An 18,543-nucleotide genomic window follows, 5' to 3' on the forward strand; every position below is an offset into this window, starting at 1 on the left:
TCACGTGGCTACCTAGCTAGTGATACATGTCGGTATGAGGTGATGTAAGGGAGCTTGTGCTCCATTGTTAGTGCTTGTTTTTTTTTTTTTCAAGGAAAAGGCGGCCATCGGAGTGTAGAGGGGTTCCGTTGGCTCGGGAATGTGTATAAGAGACAGACATGATATAGTATAGTAGTTTTAAAAACGGTTGGGCGGATTTTATGCAAAGTTAAAAAACTAATTTGATTTTCAATGCATCCACCGTTATGTAAAAAATGTAGTTTATTAATATATTAAAATAAACCTTGTAGAAACCTTCTTTAAAATATTTGTATTGCTATGTAAATGTTATAGAATACATCTTTGAGTTTTGTTTCTTTATTTTGAAGGTTGTGCTTCGGCTATAGTTGCTATGTTTAATCTTTTTTTTATTACATATATCTACTTTCCACATTCATTTTTTGGGTATATGTGGTACCAGATGGGTTAGTACAATTTAGCAGATAATGTCCGGTTATATCTTTTTTAATGGTATGGTTAAATGCTCCTAATTCTTAATTTATGCATTTTTTTATGAGTTATGAATCATAAGCTTTATATGCCCGTATATAAATGTGGTTGAATTTGTTTTAATTGCATTATAGAAGATATTATGAATTGTGTGCCGTATTTTGAATCTCAATTTGCCGAATAATTTAAAATTATTCTTGTGTTGACATCAATTGAAATATGGTTTTTAATTTAGCTTTTTTAGATTTTTCATCTTATTTTACATAATATTGGTCTGCATAGTCACTTATATGTCCTGTCTCATAAATTACTGCTAATTTACAATCTATTGATGTAGGTATAGGATTAATTTGTTTAACTCTTTTAATCTTGTGTCTGACATTATTAAAAAGAATTTTGGGATTGTTATGTAATGGGGTAACTTTTTAAGTTTCAAATTGGGTTATTTTATCTGAAACTTCTAAATTTCTATTGTTTCAAGTAAGTTTGCATCGCTAAAATGGTGTGTAATTGTGATTGATTGTATTATATGGTTGCTATCACAGGAATGCTTTGTAATATCCATTTTTCAATAGTTGAATGTTAATTCAACAAAGTCAAGTAATTATTTTGATTTTGACCAAGTTCAAATAGTTTTTCATCTTTACTTTTTCCATTAATATTAATCCTAAAATTAAAAGAGTTAACATTCCTGAATTTAAATAATAATGTGGAAATAGTTTATTTTTTTATTTATATTAATAATTATTCTCAATTATGCATATTTATAATTTATTATTAGGTTTTTTAAATAATGTCATGTATTAATTCAAGTGTAAAAAAATTAAAGTAATCAAATAGCTTAAAATTAAAATCAAGGCGAGATATGAAAAAATTTTCTCAAAAGTAAAAGTGCAAGTGAAAAAGAGTAATCAATAAAAACATGTTAAAAATAAGAAAAAACCATTTAAAATGATTATTTAAATAAAACAAGCAAAAAAATTCGATATTCATCAAAATTTTAACATGCTTTCTACAAGGTTTAAAAATCTTTTTATATTATTTTTAACAAATACTTATAGAAAGTTGTGGTAATAATGTTCGGATTTTTAATGATAAATTGGGTTTATGTTATTCTTTTGTTTATTTTAGGTTTCATTACTTATAGAAGAAAATCTCTAGATTTATTTGGTTCAGCAGTTATGATTGTCATGGGAATAATAATTATATTCTCTGCAGGTACGAACTGGCTTTTATTAATTGTTCTATTCCTTGTCATGTCGTTAATTGCCACAAAATTCTCTAAAAAGTATAAAATGTCACTTGGAGAATTTGAAGGAAGGAGAACTTCTAAAAATGTAATCTCAAATGGTGTGGTCGCATGTTTTATGGCTGCATTTGGAGGATATTATTTGCCATTCGTTGGAGGATTTATTGGGGCTATTGCAACTGCAACTGCAGACACACTAGCTTCTGAAATTGGTGTATTGGATACTCATCCTCGTTTAATTACAACTTTGCAAAAAGTAGATCCCGGCACAAATGGCGCGGTTTCAGTATTGGGAACGGCAACTGGGATTTTTGGTGCAGCGATTATTGGTATTTCAGCATACTTTTTAGGAATTTTAGAAAATCCTCTCTCTGCAATTTTAGTTTCAATAGTTTCTGGAACCATTGGTTGTTTTATGGATAGTATTTTAGGAGCATTATTTGAAAATCAGGGACTTTTAACAAACGAACATGTTAATTTAATTGCAACTATCGTAGGAGCAATTGTTGCAATATTATTAATTTAGATTTATTTTGTTATAGTATATTATGAAAAGTTTATCTCTGAAATGACAAATATCTATTCATGAAAACTTCAGATAAACTTGAACATGATGAGATTAAATTACTTGAAGAGCATTTTAAAGAATATAGGCAAGCTCATAATATTTATATGAGAATACATCTTTAGAATGGTTAAATTTGGCCAAACCAGATCTCTGCTTGGTGAATATATTCATAGGATAGAGAAACAATTGGAAATCGGTGATGAAATTTTTTGGGGTAAACATTTCGTAAAATACTATGGAACAGGATTTGCTTAAGGAGGATATTAATAATCTTAAACGCATGATGGAAATAAATTATATTTCCCGCTATTTTTATAAATAGATTCTTATTATTCCTTGGATTTTATCAAAGTCTGAATCGAATGACACTGCAACAGAAGGGGTGCTGTCCATAATTGTGTTTAATATAGTGCAATCATAGTAGTTAACCCCTAGATTGTAATATTTAAATAGTTTTAGGATTTCTCCATAATCTTTATCTGTTAGAAAAACCACCTTGTCCCGGTTTAGCAGGACTTCTACTATTTCATCCGGTTCGATTTTGTAATCGTTCTTTTTTAGGCTGTTTAGCACTTCCACCAGTACTGTGTTATTGATTAGTTTCATTTCCTTGTGTTTTTCTGGTTTCAACAATTTTCAATTTCAGCAATTGTTTAAAGTCTTCATTTATTCTAATTGTTTTGACCATATAATAATCACATCCAATATTTGTATATTTCCAATACTTATCTGACAATGTCTTTATTAAATTAATGGGCAATGGAAATTACACATTTAAAAATTGCATATTTAATAATATTAATGCAACTGGATCACATCAGTCAGTAATCTGGTTAAATTACGGATATGCATTACTTGAAAATTGTTCTTTTACAAATTGCAGATGTAGTTTTGGTGCAGTAACCAATTATTGTTCCTCTTGGGGTACTGCAGTTAACAATGCTAGAATGACTGTTAAGAAGTCTATATTTAAAGATAATTATGCTACTACTGAACCTGGTGCAATTAATAATTGTGGACAATTAGTTGTTTATGATTCCATTTTTGAAAATAATGGTGCATACTGGTGGGCAGGAGCAATTCATACACATAGTAATGCTAATACAACAATTATTCGTTCTAATTTTACAAATAATTATGCCAGATGGAATGGCGGTGCATTATACACTTACAGTTATTTAACCGTCATTAATTCAACTTTTACAAATAATTATGCAACAACCAACACTGGTGGAGGTGCTATTGGGGCAAGTAATTATATGAGTACACCAAAAGTTGTTATTAAAAATTCAAAATTTAAAGACAACACTGCACTAACAGGTAATGGTGGAGCAATTGTTATAAGTTCAGGAACTTTAAACGTGGAAAATTCAAATTTCACTAATAATACTGCACTTAAATTAAATGGTGGTGCAATTTCAAGTAGCAGTTGTAATGCAAATATTTCCAATTGTAACTTCATAAACAATAGTGCTAATGAAACAGTTGGTAAAGGTGGAGCAGTATGTGGTGGTGGAAAAGGTAGCTTAAAAGTTGATAGGTGTGAATTTATCAATAATAGGGCTAATAATAATTCAGGCCATGCACTTGCATATTATTATACTGGAAACAGCAATACTGCAGCATACTTAACCTATACCAATAATGGATTTTATGGACCAAATAATGGTACTGGATCTGTTTTTGTGGCGAATGACAAAGTAAACGTTGTTCAATATAACAATACTATTTCTGATTATTCCAGTAATGTTGAGCCTGAAAACAACACAAATGGAACTAATACAGGCAATATAACAATTCCCCCAGAAACTAATGTAGGCAATGCTACTTGGAATATTTCTTTAGGTAGTGCATTAAGTGGCACTCCAGTTATTAGTGGCCAATATATTTTAATTCCGGCAAATCATAGTTTGTACTGTTTTAATCATACTAACCATGCTCTTGTTTGGAATTTCACAACTGAATTTGGATATTTCCATGAGCTATTAGTTGAGGGAAATACCATTTATGCGCCAGCATCATGGGACGCATTATATATCTTTAACTTGACAAATGGTGCATTTTTAACTAACGCAAACATTTATCAAGGCTCAAGCCTTTATAAACCGGTGATTTATAATAACACCATTTATATAAGCAGTGAATATGGATATGGCAACAATGATAATCATTGGATTTCAATGATTAAACATGATTCAGATTACTATTACTATGGTAGTATTTTAGAACTTACTAATGTAACTTATGGCACACCAGCAATATTATCCCAACCCTACATATATGGCAATACTCTTTATGTCAATACAATATATGGTTTAATTGCTTATAATTTAGTTGATGGGACAAGTCATAATATTAGCGGTACTGTAGGTAATCCTATTATTGATGCTAATGGAACTATCTGTGTTTTATCAAATAATGGCACTGCTATTTCATTATTAAATTCCAATTTAGAGGTTATTACTTCAACCACATTAAATGGTACTTGCAATAAGTTAATTACCGATGGTAATGGTAATGTTTACACTGTAGATGCTAATGGCTATATTTATTATGCTAGTTATACTAGTTCATCATTAACCTGCAGTAAAACTGATTTCAACATTAATCCAGTTACATCAGCCATGACATGTTATAATGGAACACTTTACATTGGAGACAATAACGGCATATTATGGGCATTTAATGCCAATATGTTAGATAAAAATATTACCCAAAGTTTAAGTTGGGCTTTTAATGCTGGTTCTGCTATTGTCGGCAATATTGTCGTTAATAACAATGGCACTGTATACATTGGTACTGACGATAAGCATTTTTATGCCATAAAATACTAGAAAAATCTAATTTATATTTAATAGGAAGTTTTCGAATAAAAAAATTTTGAAACATTCTATTATTTTTTTAAAAATGATTGAATAACTATGAGACTAAATAAAAGTGTTGTATTTGTATTAATGATTATTTTTTTATTGAGTTTGAATTTTATTGTTGCAAAAGATGTTAATAAAACTAACTTAAATGCAGATTCTTTTGAAATAGATAATGAAGATTCAATTTCCAATTCATATGATACAAATTTACAAGAGTTAAATCAAAATAATATTGTAAAAGCTGATGAAATATTAGAAAAATCAGATAATACACCAAATAGAATTCTAGAAGAAGATAGTAATAGTAGTGGGTGGTTAGGTGATGGTGTTAATTTAAAACACCTTTATGTTTCACCAGATGGTAACGGCAGTGGTTTAGATGAAAACAACCCCAGAGATTTTATAACAACATTAAAAAACCTTGAAGATAACACAGTTATCCATATGCTTAATGGAAATTATACACTTTCAGGCATTACTCCAAATGATTTTGTATTTGCCTATTTTTAAGTTTTTGATTTTTAGTGTTGCGATTCCGTGTTTGTTTGTTGTTTGTTTGTATGTTTTTCCTTCGAATTTGAATGTTATTGTTTTTTTAGGGTTTGCTTTTCCGTTTGTTTTTATTAGTTTGGCTTTGAATATTGTTGTTTTTGTTTTTTTCTTGACTACGTTATTGGCTGTTAGTACTGGTTTGATTTTGATTGTGTTTTTTTGTTTGAATTTGGAGTATTTTGTGGTTATTGTGTATTTTCCAGATTTTTGTAGGATTTCGTATTTTGCGTATCCGTTTTTGTTTGTTTTTTTAGCGTATGTTTTACCGTCAATGGTGAATTTAACTGTTTTTCCAGCCCCTACAGATTTTTTGTTTAGTTTGATTATTTTTACTTTAAATGTTCCTCCTAAAAAGTAGATTATCATGTTTTTGTTTTCTGTTATTGGAGATTTTATGATTTTTAGTGTGGTTTTATATAAACTTGATCCGTAGTCACGATCTCCGTTGAATCTGGTGATAACTAAGTATTTTCCAGGTTTTTGTTTAAGAAGTAAAATTGCATAACCCTTTTTGTTGGTTTTCACATAGTAGTTTTTATTTGCAATTGTGATTTTAACATTTTTATTAACTAAAGGATTACCTTTGTAGTTGGTTAGTTTAACCTTATACTTTGTTCCGTCGTTATAAAACATTAGAATATTTTTAGCCCTTAAATAAGTATCACCAGTTATAATTATGTAATTTGAAAAACCATTAAATACCATTTTAATAGTATTTTTTCCATTGCGTAAATTATTAAAAGTAATACCATTATTTAACAAAGAATTAACAATATTAATACCATTTTTATAGTATGCAACAGGATAGTTAGTCTCCGCATCGTAAATTAAATTTTTAACATTAACAGTAGCTGTTTTTTTAGGACGATAGATACTAAAAATACAATTATAAATCGCACTTGATTTATAAAAATAAATAGCATTACCTTTATTACTATCAGCATAGTTATTAACAAAAGAACAACCACTTAATTTACCATTATTAACATTCCAACAAACAGCACCACCATAATAGTCTTCAACATGGTTATTGTTAAAAGAAGAATAACTTAAAGCACCGTTAGACCATGCCAAAATACAACACCACCATAATAGTCTTCAACATGGTTATTGTTAAAAGAACAATGACTTAAAGCACCATTAGTGCCATCCCAAAATACAACACCACCTAATAGTCTTCAACATGGTTATTGTTAAAAGAAGAATAACTTAAAGCACCATTAGTGCCATCCCAAAATACAGCACCATAATAGTGTTCAACATGGTTATTGTTAAAAGAACAATGACTTAAAGCACCATTAGCACCATGCCAAAATACAGCACCACCATAATAGTCTTCAACATGGTTATTGTTAAAAGAACAATGACTTAAAGCACCATTAGCACCATGCCAAAATACAGCACCACCATAATAGTCTTCAACATGGTTATTGTTAAAAGAACAATGACTTAAAGCACCATTAGCACCATTCCATTCAACAGCACCACCATAATACTTAGCATTGTTATTGTTAAAAGAACAATAATTTGAAGCATACATTATCACCACTCCAATAAACAGCACCCCCATGCTGAGCAGTGTTGTCTATAAAAGTACAACTTGTTATTTGACAATTAAATCCTTGTAAGTAAATAACCACCAAAATTTTTAGCATGGTTATTCTCAAAATGACAATTATTTAAATTAGCATTATCCCCAAACCAATCAATGGCACCACCATAATCTGTTACTATATTATTAGCATTTATGAATCTTATATTTTTTAATGTAACTGGATTGCCTTTTATACAGAATATACTTGAAGCTGATTTACCATCAAGTGTGTGACCTTGTCCGTTGATAGTTATTGGTTTATTAATTGTTATCACATTGTCACCTGGTTCATAGGCATAGTTTTGATATAGATTTAATGCACCTCCATCAGGAGTAATGTCGATTAGGTTTTGCAAATCAGCAAATGCCGAACCACCTCCCCTTAATTCACTTTTATTCATTTCAACATTCAGTGTGTCATCATTTTCTTCAACTTCTACAATTGTTGTATTTTCATCTAAACCTATTTCAGATGTAGCATTATCCTGTGCCGAAACAGCAGAAATAGATAAAACTATTAAAAAAAGAAATACAATTACGAATTTGTTTAACTATGCCGAATAAAATGATTCTTTTAAAAATATTGTTGATTCGAAATTTTTATAGAAATGCTATTTGTATTTGAGTTTGTCCAATAAATTTATTACTAAAAAAAATATAACTTAAAACATAAGGAGACATATTATGGTTAAAATTAATTTGAAATTGACATTTTTACTTTTAGGATTGTTGTTTATATTAATTGGCGCTGCTTCTGCTAGTGAAAACACTACAGATTATAGCTAATGATGTAAATACCACACCCCCAGAAGAAGTTGAAAATATCTCAACTGACATCACCAATAGCTCAGTTGAAACAAATCCTGTTAAAAAACCCCCTGTAAAAATCGAAGCTAAACCTGTTAGTGGCAAACAAGGACAAAAAGTCAAAATAACAGCAAAATTTAAAACACAAGACAATAAAGTACTGAAAAATAAAAAAGTGACCTTCAAGTATGATGGTAAAACCTATAAAACCAAAACAGATAAAAAAGGAAAAGCCAGCATAACTATTAAACTTCCTAAAACAAAATACTTCAAAACTATCAAAAAACTAAAAGGAAAAATTCTTACAGTTGAAAAGGTTTATAAAACAACAAGAATTTGCAATATAAGTATTGGTGGGTCTGATACTCAACTTAAAGGTTCCGTTAATGTAAAAGTTACCTCTAAAAAGAAATCCAGCATTAAAAAGTACAAATATGCAAAATATAGAACAAATGTAATTCCTTTCAAAAAAGGAGAGCGAAAATACACAATTGGTTCTATAGTTATTGGAACTTTTAATTATGTAGAAAAAGACATGCAATATATTTTGGTAATAGCTGGGAATAAAACGGCAAAAACCTATCTGGACATCACAACAAAACTCAAAACACTCCACCATAATGGAAAATATTATTGGGACCGCTCTTGGGAGTCCTGCTTAGACTTTAATGGAACCCCTGGTGTAGTGTACTGTCATGATTTGAATAAGGTGAGTAAAATTAAAATCAGATACGAATCCCCACATTATGAGCGAATAAAATAATCGGGGAGTAATCCTCATTATTTTTATTTAAATGAATTATGGCATTTTATGAATAGGAATTACTTCTTTTCATAAGATTGTGGCAATCAACAGCGAATCTGATTCTTTTTTTAAGATTTCAACTATCCGAATTACTGCAAATCATTATGCTCTCCAATAAGACCATTATTATCAGAGTTACTTTGGATTATGCGGCAGGTATGGATATTAAATTGAGATGAATGGTTATGATGAAAGTTATTTTTTAATAAGTCCTATACCAAACCTTCGCTTTATAAGGAGCGTATCCTTTAATCAATCCTGTTGAAATATGAGCGCTATTTCCTTTGACTGTTTTGGTTTTCACGTGTTTTTTTACATTTTTAAAGTAAAATTTAACTTTAACTATCTTAGTGTGATGGGGTTCAATGTCCCCATTCATGCCATTTCCAATATACCATGCTGTAACGCCTGTTCCCCTGTCAAACTGCATATTGCCTGAGTATGTAACGTATCCGGCTATCGCATCCCCATTTTTAAGTTTGACCGCTTTTGGAGCCCATAATACTCCAGGTTTAAAATCATGAATCCTAACTGTTACTTTTTTAGTTTTAGCCGCATCCACATCTTTTGCTAAAGCCACACCCATAACAAGCAAAGCACAAATGAAAATTAATAAAATCATTGCATGTTTTTTATTGAATCCCATATTATCACTAAAAATAATTTATTTAACTCCTTCCATAGCCCCAATCATTAATGGCATGTTTTCTGATTTAATGACAACCAATTTATCATTTTTCATATAAGAAAATGTATAAGTGCCATTTTTATCTACAAGATAACCCTTTTGAGACCCAAGCATTGTTTTTCCGGAAGTGATGTTTTTTGACATGTCCTTTTTAACTTTTTCAACAGTTCCATTATCCGCAACAGAAATATTTAACTTGTTTTTTCCATGTTCGAAATCCATTTCAGTGTTATTTTCATAAGTTATATTATAATCTGCAGGTATTGTAAAGTTAATCCCATTTATCTCAAAGATTTCCACTTCCCTAAATGCAAATGTTCCAGATTCAGGAGTGAATTTCTCACCATGAACACATGCAATTAATGTAAATAAAATTAAAATTGCAAGAACATATCTGACTTTCATAACCATGATTTTGTTTAAATTTATTAATATAATTATTTACCAATTGAATTTTTAAAAATATAGATTGAATTTGATTTAGTCAAACCTAAATGCCTTGAATCAAAATTTAGGCATGTAAAAATAAATAAAACTTTAAATAAGACATATAATATATTACTATGCATAACACACTCCTGTGTTATACTAAAAAAATTTTTTAGTTTAAGTTCTAAAGGTACCATCCGCCTTTAGACTTAACAGTATTTATAAGATTACCTGAGACAACCTTGTTTCATTTGTAACAGCTATTATTATACCTTTATCACCTTGAACATATCCAAAGTAGTGTAAGCCGTCTTCAGTATAATTCCAACCAGTATGATTATTTATTGTTGATTTATTAGCACCCTTTTTGTACAATTCATCTAAACTCATGCCCATCCAGTCTGAGATGACGGTTATGATAATTTCTCCCTTGGCTTCATTAATATAAAAACAAGTTTTTCCATCAGATCCCAAATCATTGAAGTTTTCATTATCTTTTGATTCCCCATATCCTGCAGGAATTGTGAATTTCACATCCCTGAAGGTTATATTTTTTGCTTCATCTGAATACTTCACATCCTCGCTTGCACTTACAATACCCATAAGAAACATTGCCAAAAGCACAATAACTGCCAACTTCACTTTCATGGTTAAAATATTTATTTTAATATATGATAAATATTTCCATGCCCATTTACTAAAAGGATGAATAGACAATTTAGTTTAAATGACCCAAAAGTATTAAAATAATTAGCTGCAAAGTAAATATAATTAAACATACAAACTAAAGTGCAAAGGATTTGAGGATAATGAATACCAATTCACTAAAATATGGAATTTTCTCATTTATCATACCCGGTCTAAGCCAATATTTAAATGGGGACAAACAGAAAGGATTATGGCTTTTTAGCGCAGCAGTACTTATCCACATAATCGTATGGTTTTTTATAAATAACTCCCTTGGAAGTGGTCTTCAAACATTATACCACCTATACTCCGGATATGATGCATATAAAAATTATTAAATGATGTCAGTCATTTGCCGGTTTAATTTTTGTCAAAAGAATTGCAGCAAGAACTGCGGCAACAATAATCATTAAATCAACCATAATCTCAAATGTTTTTGCAGTTGAAAATAGCTGAACTATACCGATAGCCCACATCAGGATTAAAACACATGGAAGCAAATATTTAATCACAAATACCCAAGTTCTGCCAACTTTAAATGTAGAATGTTCGTTAAGTACAGACAGGAAACGTTCCACACCATAAAACCAAGCAAATGCAATACATTGAACACCTATTAAAAGTAGAATTCCGAATTCATTTACAAATGAATCTATAATACCAACAAGGTAACTGCTAATGCCTGTTGTTAAAATGACTGAAAATATGCATCCAACAATGCTTAAAACTGTTGCGGTTTTCTTTCTAGACCATCCAAGTTTATCTGATGTTGAATTTAACATCGGTTCTAAAAAACCTAAAGCTGAAGTAATGCCTGCAAATAATATGGCCAGGAATAGCAACGGCGCTAAAACTCTTCCGATTGGACCCATAATGTTGAAAATCATTGGAAAGACAATGAATATTAATCCGGTGCCTTCAGTGATTAACTGAACCATAGGAGTTCCTCCAGTATATGACATGTAACCTAAAATTGAAAATACTCCAAATGTAGTGCAAATTTCAAATAAAGAGTTAGATGCAACCACTATTAAAACATTATCGATTAACTTAGAGTTTTCCGGCAAATAACTTGCATAAGTAAGTGCAATGGCCTGACCCATACTTAAGGAGAAAATAATCTGTGCAAAAGCAGCAAGCCAAATGTTTACATCCAAAAGCTTATTCCAATCCGGAGTCAATAATGTTGTAACGCCAATACTTGCACCGGGCAAAGTCAATGCATAAACAATAATAGCCCCCATCATAATAAATAGAGAAGAAATAAGAATTTTAGATGCCTTTCCAATACCCTCCTCAACATTTTTATGTGAAATAAACCATAAAACACCCCATAGAAGTAAAACACCAACAGTTGTTGGAATTAATAAAAAACTAGCATTGTCAAGATTGGAACTTCCGCCTACGCTGTTAACGAAGTAGGCCGCCGCATCAGATCCCCAGCTAAATGTGAAGCTAGATCCAAGATATACCAAATCCCAACTTAAAATTACCATATAATAAACTGTAACAATAAAGACGAACAAAACCAAAATCCATGCAATAATCTCGAATTTCGTGTTGATTTTCTTCATAATATTCGAGAAAGATTCTTTAAACGAGAACCCCACACCATATTCAAGTATTAAAAATGGAATTCCCATGATGGCAATAGCAATAAGATAAGGAATGAAAAATGAACCTCCCCCATTAGAGTAGAGCACATAACTAAACCTCCATATATTGCCAAGCCCAACAGCTGCCCCAATCATGGCGAAAATGAATGCTGTCGATGAATCCCATTGATTTTTTTGTGACATAGGTATTACATTTGTAAAAAATATATAATAAACATTTACATATTAATAACTGATGAATGTTTTTGACAAATTTATAATGGGTGAAACCACAGGCATAAATTGGTGCTTTGAAAATCACCATTTTATCGAAAGGCTCAAAGATAACGGATTAAGTCGCGAATATGTTGTTAACTGCATACTATGTGAAGAACCTATAAATTACGAACACACAGAAAATAATCTATATGCCGTAGTCTACAATGCTCCTTCAAATAAGGATTATAAAGAAATACGAGTGATAATGGCATGCAGCGGCAATTCAATAGATCTTGTAACAGTAATGAGAAATAATGAAACAGCAACCAATCGCCAAAAGAAACAATACCAATCCGATAGGGAAAAAAATATTGAAAAAAAGCGCATAAAAGCACTAGCAAAAAGAAAATGGTAGAGTTAATAAAATTAACTCATTAAACTTTATTAAAATTAAAATTGCAACTTATACCAAATCTAAATAAAACAATTCCATTTGCCCCTCCATTTTTAGCGGCTTTTGCATCTTTTAAAAGAGCCTTATGAGACAATTTTATAGCATTGCTGTCTGAATGGTAAGATTGAAGGCCGCACCAGACTTGGGCTCCATTTGATTGATCGACAAAAGTCCTTGTAACTGAAGTAATCCAAGAAGTATCCTGACCATAATTTCCTTTATAAACCATCGGAAGTAGTGCATCCAAGTATCTGCTGATTTTTGGAACATCTTGACCATAATAATACTCCATCATGCCGGGTTCAGGCATTATAGCTCCTGAAACTATACACTTGGACTTAACTTTATGAACAGATACGCTAGCCTTTTTAACGAAATAATTAATAGCTTTTGTTGAAGTTTTATACAAGTGTGCTGTTCCTCCAAATCGCATATAGTCAAAGTGAATTCCATCAACACCTTTAATTTTAGCATATTTTTTAGCTTCTTTGACTTTCTTATTTAAAAACCAGTATTTTAAAGAACCATCTTTATTAACCGGCCTTACCCATTTTCCATTATTATAGCATACTTGCATCCATAAATGAACTTTAATTCCATATTTATGTGCTTTTTTAATAAATGATACTACAGAAGGTTTTCCATGCTGATATATGGCATGGACATGGAGGAAAATATGTTTAGTTCCTTTTCCAGACAGGCGTTTAAGATTTACTTTTTTCATATGAGAAGACCATAGCCAATAGCCATTGCCTTTAGGCATTTTATTTTTCACATCAATTTTATATGATCCGCTAGAAGAAAGATATGGAAAAGATGTTTTAAAGGAATATTTTACTTTATATTTACCCTTCTTAAGTTTTAAATAGATTTTAGCATTACCGTATGCGTTTGTTTTAACCGTATAATTTTTACCATCAACATTAAATGTAACCCACTGGTTTCCAATAGCATTTCCATTTGAATCAACTAGCTTAACATAAAATAAGCATTTAGAACCTTGGCGATAATTAATATCCTTATCTCCCAATTTAAGTTTGGTTTTAATTAGATCCATAACCATTAATTTTGAAGTTGCAACTGCATTGCTTGTTAAATTATCCCCATCGTGGAAAAATTGGGCAGTGTAGGAACCTTCAGCTAATTTAACATTTAAACTAACTTTACCGTTACTATCAGTGATTTTGTTATATGTTACCCCATTTAAAACAATTTTAACATTTTTAGAAGACAGTGGCGTTCCATTTGATGTTAATATCCCTGTGATTGTTGTGGGAAATGATTTATATCCGACCACATCTGAAGAGGATATTTCAGAAATAGCTATATCCTCATTAGTGTTTGTAGAATTTGTATTTTCAATTATTGAATCGTCAATTTCATTTATTTGAGATTCATTAGTAATTATGCTATCCTCCACTTCAAAAGTACCGGTTACATTATCATTTGCCGATATCGCAGAAGCGGATAAAATAGCCATTAAAATCATTGAAAAGATTAATATTTTATTGTTCATGATTAAACCTCTGCAAAGTCAATATAGTTAATTAAACCATACCTAAATAAGATTACTCCATATGCTCCACCAAGCGCTGCCGCATCTGCATCCCTCATCAGTTCTTTGGCTGAAATCTTTTTAATATTTGAATCTGATTTGTAAGTTTGAAGGCCTGTCCAGATTTTTGCCTTAGCTGATTTTTTAGAAAAGGACTTGGTTACCGATTTAATCCATTTTGAATTGGCATGATAATTCCCTTTATAAACCATAGGGACGATGATATCCAAGTATTTGCCCATTGTGGAGATGTCCTGACCATAATACGTCTTCATTGAAGAGGGTTCAGGCATAACTGCCGCCGATACAATGATTTTCTTATTTACTTTATGGATTTCCTTAGTTGCTTTTTTAGTAAACAAGTTAACTGCTTTTACAGCATTTTTATACTTATAAGCAGTGCCTGGGAAACGTAAATAATCAAAATGAACTCCGGAAACGCCTTTTATCTTGGCATATTTTTTAGCTTCCTTAACTTTTTTATCAATTAGTTTATGATTAATTTTGCCATTTTTAATTGGATTTACCCAACCTCCATCTGAGTTGTAAAATACCTGCATCCATAAATGAACTTTAATGCCTTTGGATTTAGCGGTTTTAATCCATGATTCAACATATTTTTTACCGAATCTTTCAATGCATTTGGAATTCAAGAAAATGTGCTTTGTTGAAATCTTTTTAAGGCTGGTAAAATTAACTTTGCCCATATCAATGGAAAGTAGCCACATTCCATTGTTTCGAGCCTGTTTTGGTTTAACTTTTATTTTAATAGTCTTTGAAGTTTTATTATATATTGAGGTCTTTTTAAATATCGCCTTTACTTTATATGTTCCTGTTTTTAATTTGATTTTAACTTTTGCAATTCCGTTGCCGTTTGTTTTTTTAATATATGTTTTGCCATTTACTTTAAAAGTAACTTTTTTGGATTTGAGCAAGTTTCCACGGGCATCATAAAGTTTGACCTTAAGATAATCGGCTTTTTTATGTCTATAAATTACAGAATTTTCCTTTTTAATTTTGGTAGGAATCCCTTTTATGACCTTAACTTTAGCTTTGCATTTTGCAGAATCAATATTGTCCTCACCATAATAATAGCAGCATATATTATAGGTTCCTTTAGGTTTTTCAATATTAAGACTTGCTCTGCCATTTCTGTTCGTTTTTTTGATATATTTTTTACCATCAATTTTAAAAACTATTTCCCTGCCGGATAATGGAACATCACCAACTGTTAAACAAACTGTGTATTTATTTTTAATCCCAATATAAGCATTATAATTTGAAGCCAATATCTTAGAAGCAGAAGTCGGGATGACAAATATTTTAGTTGAATTTTCACATCCAGCATATCCATCAGAAGAAAACGAGTATTTGACTGTGTATTTTCCAACATCCTTTAAAATCTTAAGTTTTGCAGTTCCATTTTCATCAGTCGTGACATTAGTGACTTGAGAATCCAGAGTGAACTGAACTGATTTATTTGCAACAGGTGTGGAATTTTCATCTGTTAATTGTACAGTGAAGTCATTGCCTTTAACAATATTAGTATTGTTGCTTTTAATTGTTGTTTGAATTTCTCTTTGATTGTCCAAAAGTACCTCATCGTCTAAAGAGTCATCAGGAGAATCAACTACATCGGTTTCATTAACTGCACTAACTGCACCTATCATGAAAAATAAGATTAGCACAATTGATAAAATCAATGTTTTGTTCTTCATCGAAATTTTTTCACCACCTCAAATTGAGTGATTAATGGTTTATATAAAAACATATATAAACCTTTTTAATAAGATATTTGGATTGAGATAGCTTAATTTTTAAAAAATAGCTTTAAACAGTATAGAACTAATTAAAAAAAGAATAATGATGATAAAATAAATTTAAATAAGTTGAATTAAAATTTATTTAATAATGAAATTATAAGATTTCAAATCTTGATTTGATAGAGTATTTAAGAAAAAATAAAAAGTATTTAACTGACAATAAGATATATCAGTTAAATCAAGAGCTATTCATCACCGGTTGCTTCATTTTCTTCAGAAAATAACTGATTCAGCATCCATTCAGCATCATATTCCCTGATGTCGTCATATCCTTGACCAACACCTAAAAACATGATCGGTTTTTTAATAACATGACCAATAGAAAGCGATGCGCCACCTTTACTATCAGCATCGGCCTTGGTAAGAATTACACCATCAATATCAATAGCTTCATTGAATTTTCTGGCCTGTTCGGTTGCATCATTACCAGTGATTGCATCTCCAACGAAAATGACCAAATCAGGTTTGGATACTCTTTTAATCTTTTTCATTTCATCCATAAGATTAGTGTTGGTTTGCATTCTACCTGCAGTATCTATCAAAACCAATTCTTTGCCTTGAGCACATGCATGTTCAACTGCATCATATGCAACGGCCGCAGGATCAGATCCCTTCTGGTGTTTGATGATTTTAACACCGACATTATCGGCATGATGAGTTACTTGTTCAATAGCCCCTGCCCTAAATGTATCTGAAGCGGCAATGACTGGAGTGTAACCTTTTTTTAAGTAATAATTAGCCAGTTTACCAATAGTGGTGGTTTTGCCTGTACCATTAATTCCAACAAACATTACCACTAATGGCTTCCTCTGTGCTTTTTTTTCTTCAAGCATTTCAGTAATTGATTTTGCAGGAATATCAATTATCTCGGAAATTGCATCTCTTAAGGCATAATAAACATATTCAGTAATATCATTGCTTCTTTTGATTTTTTTACCTATAAGATCCTCTTTAACGCTTTCTACAACCTCAGTTGCAACCTCCATTGCAACATCTCCCTGCAGCAATTCCATTTCAAGTTCAAATAGAATATCATCAACATGTTTTTCCTGAATGGTTTTTTCACGTACAAAAGAAAACATTCCACCTTTAGCTTCGCCGTCAACAGATTCAACAGGTTTTTTATCCCTTTTCCAGAAGTGAGATTTTTCCTCATCAACTTCCTCTTCAAAAATCTCCTCTTCCACTTCTTCAGGAATTTCACCAGCACCAGAGAGTGAATTTTCTTCCTCTTCTTCATTATTACGTCCAAATGAGAAAAATGAGAATCTGTCACCTGATTCTTCTTCGATATTGTCTTCATTTTTTGCTTCTTCAACAAGCTCTTCTTCTAATTTTTCACTTGTTTTTGAAAGTTTCTTTTTTAGTGATTCGAACAAAACTAACACAACCTGTTAAAATGTGAATATTAATAGTAAGTTTATCATTTATATTAAATAAATGGTTTTATAAAAAAAAGTGAAAAAAGATAATTTAACCCATTTGGGTCGTATTACCTTGTGCTGCAGCTGCAATTTGCTGTGCTTGAGCTTCAAGATTGCCGGCGATGTCGCTTACCTGTTGTAAATTAGCAAGCATTTTATCCAAACTGTCTTTTAATTCCTCTTTTTGTCCGGATAATATTTCACGAGCACCTTCGGCATCTTTTTTAACTGCAATTCCTGCACCGATACTGACAATGATTTCGTCAGTGCTTTTTAATTCTCCTTTAACAAAAGAACCGGCACCAACAGGTACAAATGCTTCAACAGATTCCTTACCTTCAATATCATCTAATGTAGTAAATAGTGCATCCACTTCACTAATAGAAGCCTGTATTAATTCAATTTGTTGTTGAATTAAATCTGCTTGTTGCCTATATACATTGATTTCATTAACAAGACTGTTTAATCTTTGTTGATCTTCCATGCCAATCCCCCAATGCAGTTATAAAATTTCTTTAACGACTGGGTCTATAACATCTTCAGGAGCAATTTCTTCAATTGATTTGATTGAAATTTGATTCCTGTTGATACCATGTTTACTTCCAAAATTAGAATAGATCTTGTCTTCTATATCACTTTCACAAGTTGCTTTGTATTCTTTAGTAAATCCATGGTATTCATCACCCATTACAAAAGTACCTTTAACTCTGTAAATTTTTGTTATCATATAAAATC

Annotated in this window: 21 protein-coding genes; 8 read left to right on the plus strand and 13 right to left on the minus strand. The window is 31.0% G+C overall.

Features of this window, described 5'->3' with window-relative positions:
• The first annotated feature begins 1,562 nt into the window (after positions 1-1,562).
• Together Q9968_RS07515 and Q9968_RS07520 are read left to right on the plus strand one after the other, a co-directional pair.
• Complete coding sequence (locus tag Q9968_RS07515; RefSeq protein ID WP_305515687.1) at positions 1,563-2,264, plus strand: TIGR00297 family protein; 702 nt, start codon at positions 1,563-1,565, stop codon at positions 2,262-2,264.
• Between the two features lie 165 nt (positions 2,265-2,429).
• Complete coding sequence (locus tag Q9968_RS07520) at positions 2,430-2,561, plus strand: hypothetical protein (RefSeq protein WP_305515046.1); 132 nt, start codon at positions 2,430-2,432, stop codon at positions 2,559-2,561.
• A 57-nt stretch (positions 2,562-2,618) separates the two neighbouring features.
• On the opposite strand, the gene Q9968_RS07525 is transcribed toward Q9968_RS07520, so the two are convergent.
• Positions 2,619-2,939: a PIN domain-containing protein gene (locus Q9968_RS07525; protein ID WP_305515047.1), complete on the minus strand. Its 321-nt coding sequence runs from the start codon at positions 2,937-2,939 to the stop codon at positions 2,619-2,621.
• A gap of 119 nt (positions 2,940-3,058) precedes the next feature.
• On the opposite strand from Q9968_RS07525, the gene Q9968_RS07530 reads away from it, so the two are divergent.
• Together Q9968_RS07530 and Q9968_RS07535 are read left to right on the plus strand one after the other, a co-directional pair.
• A complete protein-coding gene (locus Q9968_RS07530; RefSeq protein ID WP_305515049.1) occupies positions 3,059-5,140 on the plus strand; it encodes a PQQ-binding-like beta-propeller repeat protein in 2,082 nt (693 codons plus the stop codon).
• A gap of 87 nt (positions 5,141-5,227) precedes the next feature.
• The gene (locus Q9968_RS07535) at positions 5,228-5,686 is read left to right on the plus strand and encodes a hypothetical protein (RefSeq protein WP_305515051.1); all 459 of its coding nucleotides are present in this window, start codon (positions 5,228-5,230) and stop codon (positions 5,684-5,686) included.
• Here the strand turns inward: Q9968_RS07535 and Q9968_RS07540 are convergent.
• From Q9968_RS07540 to Q9968_RS07550, 3 genes are all read right to left on the minus strand, one after another.
• Complete coding sequence (locus Q9968_RS07540; protein ID WP_305515052.1) at positions 5,645-6,802, minus strand: hypothetical protein; 1,158 nt, start codon at positions 6,800-6,802, stop codon at positions 5,645-5,647. The two genes, Q9968_RS07535 and Q9968_RS07540, sit on opposite strands and share 42 nt — an antisense overlap.
• Before the next feature lie 94 nt (positions 6,803-6,896).
• A complete protein-coding gene (locus Q9968_RS07545) occupies positions 6,897-7,268 on the minus strand; it encodes a hypothetical protein (RefSeq protein WP_305515054.1) in 372 nt (123 codons plus the stop codon).
• A gap of 74 nt (positions 7,269-7,342) precedes the next feature.
• Positions 7,343-7,723 carry a hypothetical protein gene (locus Q9968_RS07550; protein WP_305515056.1) on the minus strand — a complete coding sequence of 127 codons (381 nt, stop codon included), beginning with the start codon at positions 7,721-7,723 and terminating at the stop codon, positions 7,343-7,345.
• 13 nt (positions 7,724-7,736) lie between these two features.
• On the opposite strand from Q9968_RS07550, the gene Q9968_RS07555 reads away from it, so the two are divergent.
• Together Q9968_RS07555 and Q9968_RS07560 are read left to right on the plus strand one after the other, a co-directional pair.
• Positions 7,737-7,886, plus strand: coding sequence for a hypothetical protein (locus Q9968_RS07555; protein ID WP_305515058.1), 150 nt, complete (start codon positions 7,737-7,739; stop codon positions 7,884-7,886).
• Between the two features lie 196 nt (positions 7,887-8,082).
• Entirely contained in the window at positions 8,083-8,892 is an 810-nt protein-coding gene (locus tag Q9968_RS07560; RefSeq protein ID WP_305515060.1) for an Immunoglobulin-like domain BIg-containing protein, read from the plus strand.
• A gap of 244 nt (positions 8,893-9,136) precedes the next feature.
• On the opposite strand, the gene Q9968_RS07565 is transcribed toward Q9968_RS07560, so the two are convergent.
• The 3 genes from Q9968_RS07565 to Q9968_RS07575 form a co-directional block, all read right to left on the minus strand.
• Positions 9,137-9,580, minus strand: a complete 444-nt coding sequence (locus tag Q9968_RS07565) for a hypothetical protein (protein WP_305515062.1) — start codon at positions 9,578-9,580, stop codon at positions 9,137-9,139.
• A gap of 18 nt (positions 9,581-9,598) precedes the next feature.
• Positions 9,599-10,033, minus strand: a complete 435-nt coding sequence (locus tag Q9968_RS07570; protein WP_305515064.1) for a hypothetical protein — start codon at positions 10,031-10,033, stop codon at positions 9,599-9,601.
• A gap of 237 nt (positions 10,034-10,270) precedes the next feature.
• On the minus strand, positions 10,271-10,699 hold the full coding sequence (locus Q9968_RS07575) for a hypothetical protein (RefSeq protein WP_305515070.1): 429 nt from the start codon (positions 10,697-10,699) through the stop codon (positions 10,271-10,273).
• A 161-nt stretch (positions 10,700-10,860) separates the two neighbouring features.
• Between Q9968_RS07575 and Q9968_RS07580 the strand changes: the two genes are divergently transcribed.
• Positions 10,861-11,076, plus strand: coding sequence for a hypothetical protein (locus Q9968_RS07580; RefSeq protein WP_305515071.1), 216 nt, complete (start codon positions 10,861-10,863; stop codon positions 11,074-11,076).
• 6 nt (positions 11,077-11,082) lie between these two features.
• Here the strand turns inward: Q9968_RS07580 and Q9968_RS07585 are convergent, their stop codons facing one another.
• A complete protein-coding gene (locus Q9968_RS07585) occupies positions 11,083-12,537 on the minus strand; it encodes a sodium-dependent transporter (protein WP_305515073.1) in 1,455 nt (484 codons plus the stop codon).
• Between the two features lie 52 nt (positions 12,538-12,589).
• Here Q9968_RS07585 and Q9968_RS07590 point away from each other — a divergent pair, with 52 nt between their 5' ends.
• Positions 12,590-12,967 (plus strand): DUF4258 domain-containing protein, encoded by a 378-nt coding sequence (locus Q9968_RS07590; RefSeq protein ID WP_305515074.1) that lies wholly within the window; start codon positions 12,590-12,592, stop codon positions 12,965-12,967.
• A 19-nt stretch (positions 12,968-12,986) separates the two neighbouring features.
• Here Q9968_RS07590 and Q9968_RS07595 read toward each other — a convergent pair whose 3' ends face one another.
• The 5 genes from Q9968_RS07595 to rpl18a form a co-directional block, all read right to left on the minus strand.
• Positions 12,987-14,522 (minus strand): putative glycoside hydrolase, encoded by a 1,536-nt coding sequence (locus tag Q9968_RS07595; RefSeq protein ID WP_305515077.1) that lies wholly within the window; start codon positions 14,520-14,522, stop codon positions 12,987-12,989.
• A gap of 2 nt (positions 14,523-14,524) precedes the next feature.
• Positions 14,525-16,279 carry a putative glycoside hydrolase gene (locus Q9968_RS07600; RefSeq protein ID WP_305515079.1) on the minus strand — a complete coding sequence of 585 codons (1,755 nt, stop codon included), beginning with the start codon at positions 16,277-16,279 and terminating at the stop codon, positions 14,525-14,527.
• Positions 16,280-16,569: 290 nt separating this feature from the next.
• A complete protein-coding gene (ftsY, locus tag Q9968_RS07605; RefSeq protein WP_305515081.1) occupies positions 16,570-17,763 on the minus strand; it encodes a signal recognition particle-docking protein FtsY in 1,194 nt (397 codons plus the stop codon).
• A gap of 94 nt (positions 17,764-17,857) precedes the next feature.
• Positions 17,858-18,292, minus strand: a complete 435-nt coding sequence (gene pfdA / locus Q9968_RS07610; protein WP_305515083.1) for a prefoldin subunit alpha — start codon at positions 18,290-18,292, stop codon at positions 17,858-17,860.
• Between the two features lie 18 nt (positions 18,293-18,310).
• Positions 18,311-18,535 carry a 50S ribosomal protein L18Ae gene (gene rpl18a, locus Q9968_RS07615; RefSeq protein ID WP_305515085.1) on the minus strand — a complete coding sequence of 75 codons (225 nt, stop codon included), beginning with the start codon at positions 18,533-18,535 and terminating at the stop codon, positions 18,311-18,313.
• Positions 18,536-18,543 lie beyond the last annotated feature (8 nt).

The sequence above is a fragment of the Methanobrevibacter sp. V14 genome (genome assembly GCF_963082475.1).
Taxonomy (GTDB): domain Archaea; phylum Methanobacteriota; class Methanobacteria; order Methanobacteriales; family Methanobacteriaceae; genus Methanocatella.

Excerpts from the sequence above, each read along its gene's own strand:
- Q9968_RS07520 (WP_305515046.1), top strand. The coding sequence starts at position 2,430 with ATGGTTAAATTTGGCCAAACCAGATCTCTGCTTGGTGAATATATTCAT.
- Q9968_RS07530 (WP_305515049.1), top strand. The coding sequence starts at position 3,059 with ATGGGCAATGGAAATTACACATTTAAAAATTGCATATTTAATAATATT.
- Q9968_RS07535 (WP_305515051.1), top strand. The coding sequence starts at position 5,228 with ATGAGACTAAATAAAAGTGTTGTATTTGTATTAATGATTATTTTTTTA.
- Q9968_RS07545 (WP_305515054.1), bottom strand. The coding sequence starts at position 7,268 with ATGTATGCTTCAAATTATTGTTCTTTTAACAATAACAATGCTAAGTAT.
- Q9968_RS07550 (WP_305515056.1), bottom strand. The coding sequence starts at position 7,723 with ATGAATAAAAGTGAATTAAGGGGAGGTGGTTCGGCATTTGCTGATTTG.
- Q9968_RS07565 (WP_305515062.1), bottom strand. The coding sequence starts at position 9,580 with ATGGGATTCAATAAAAAACATGCAATGATTTTATTAATTTTCATTTGT.
- Q9968_RS07570 (WP_305515064.1), bottom strand. The coding sequence starts at position 10,033 with ATGGTTATGAAAGTCAGATATGTTCTTGCAATTTTAATTTTATTTACA.
- Q9968_RS07575 (WP_305515070.1), bottom strand. The coding sequence starts at position 10,699 with ATGAAAGTGAAGTTGGCAGTTATTGTGCTTTTGGCAATGTTTCTTATG.
- Q9968_RS07580 (WP_305515071.1), top strand. The coding sequence starts at position 10,861 with ATGAATACCAATTCACTAAAATATGGAATTTTCTCATTTATCATACCC.
- Q9968_RS07585 (WP_305515073.1), bottom strand. The coding sequence starts at position 12,537 with ATGTCACAAAAAAATCAATGGGATTCATCGACAGCATTCATTTTCGCC.
- Q9968_RS07590 (WP_305515074.1), top strand. The coding sequence starts at position 12,590 with ATGAATGTTTTTGACAAATTTATAATGGGTGAAACCACAGGCATAAAT.
- Q9968_RS07595 (WP_305515077.1), bottom strand. The coding sequence starts at position 14,522 with ATGAACAATAAAATATTAATCTTTTCAATGATTTTAATGGCTATTTTA.
- Q9968_RS07600 (WP_305515079.1), bottom strand. The coding sequence starts at position 16,279 with ATGAAGAACAAAACATTGATTTTATCAATTGTGCTAATCTTATTTTTC.
- pfdA (WP_305515083.1), bottom strand. The coding sequence starts at position 18,292 with ATGGAAGATCAACAAAGATTAAACAGTCTTGTTAATGAAATCAATGTA.
- rpl18a (WP_305515085.1), bottom strand. The coding sequence starts at position 18,535 with ATGATAACAAAAATTTACAGAGTTAAAGGTACTTTTGTAATGGGTGAT.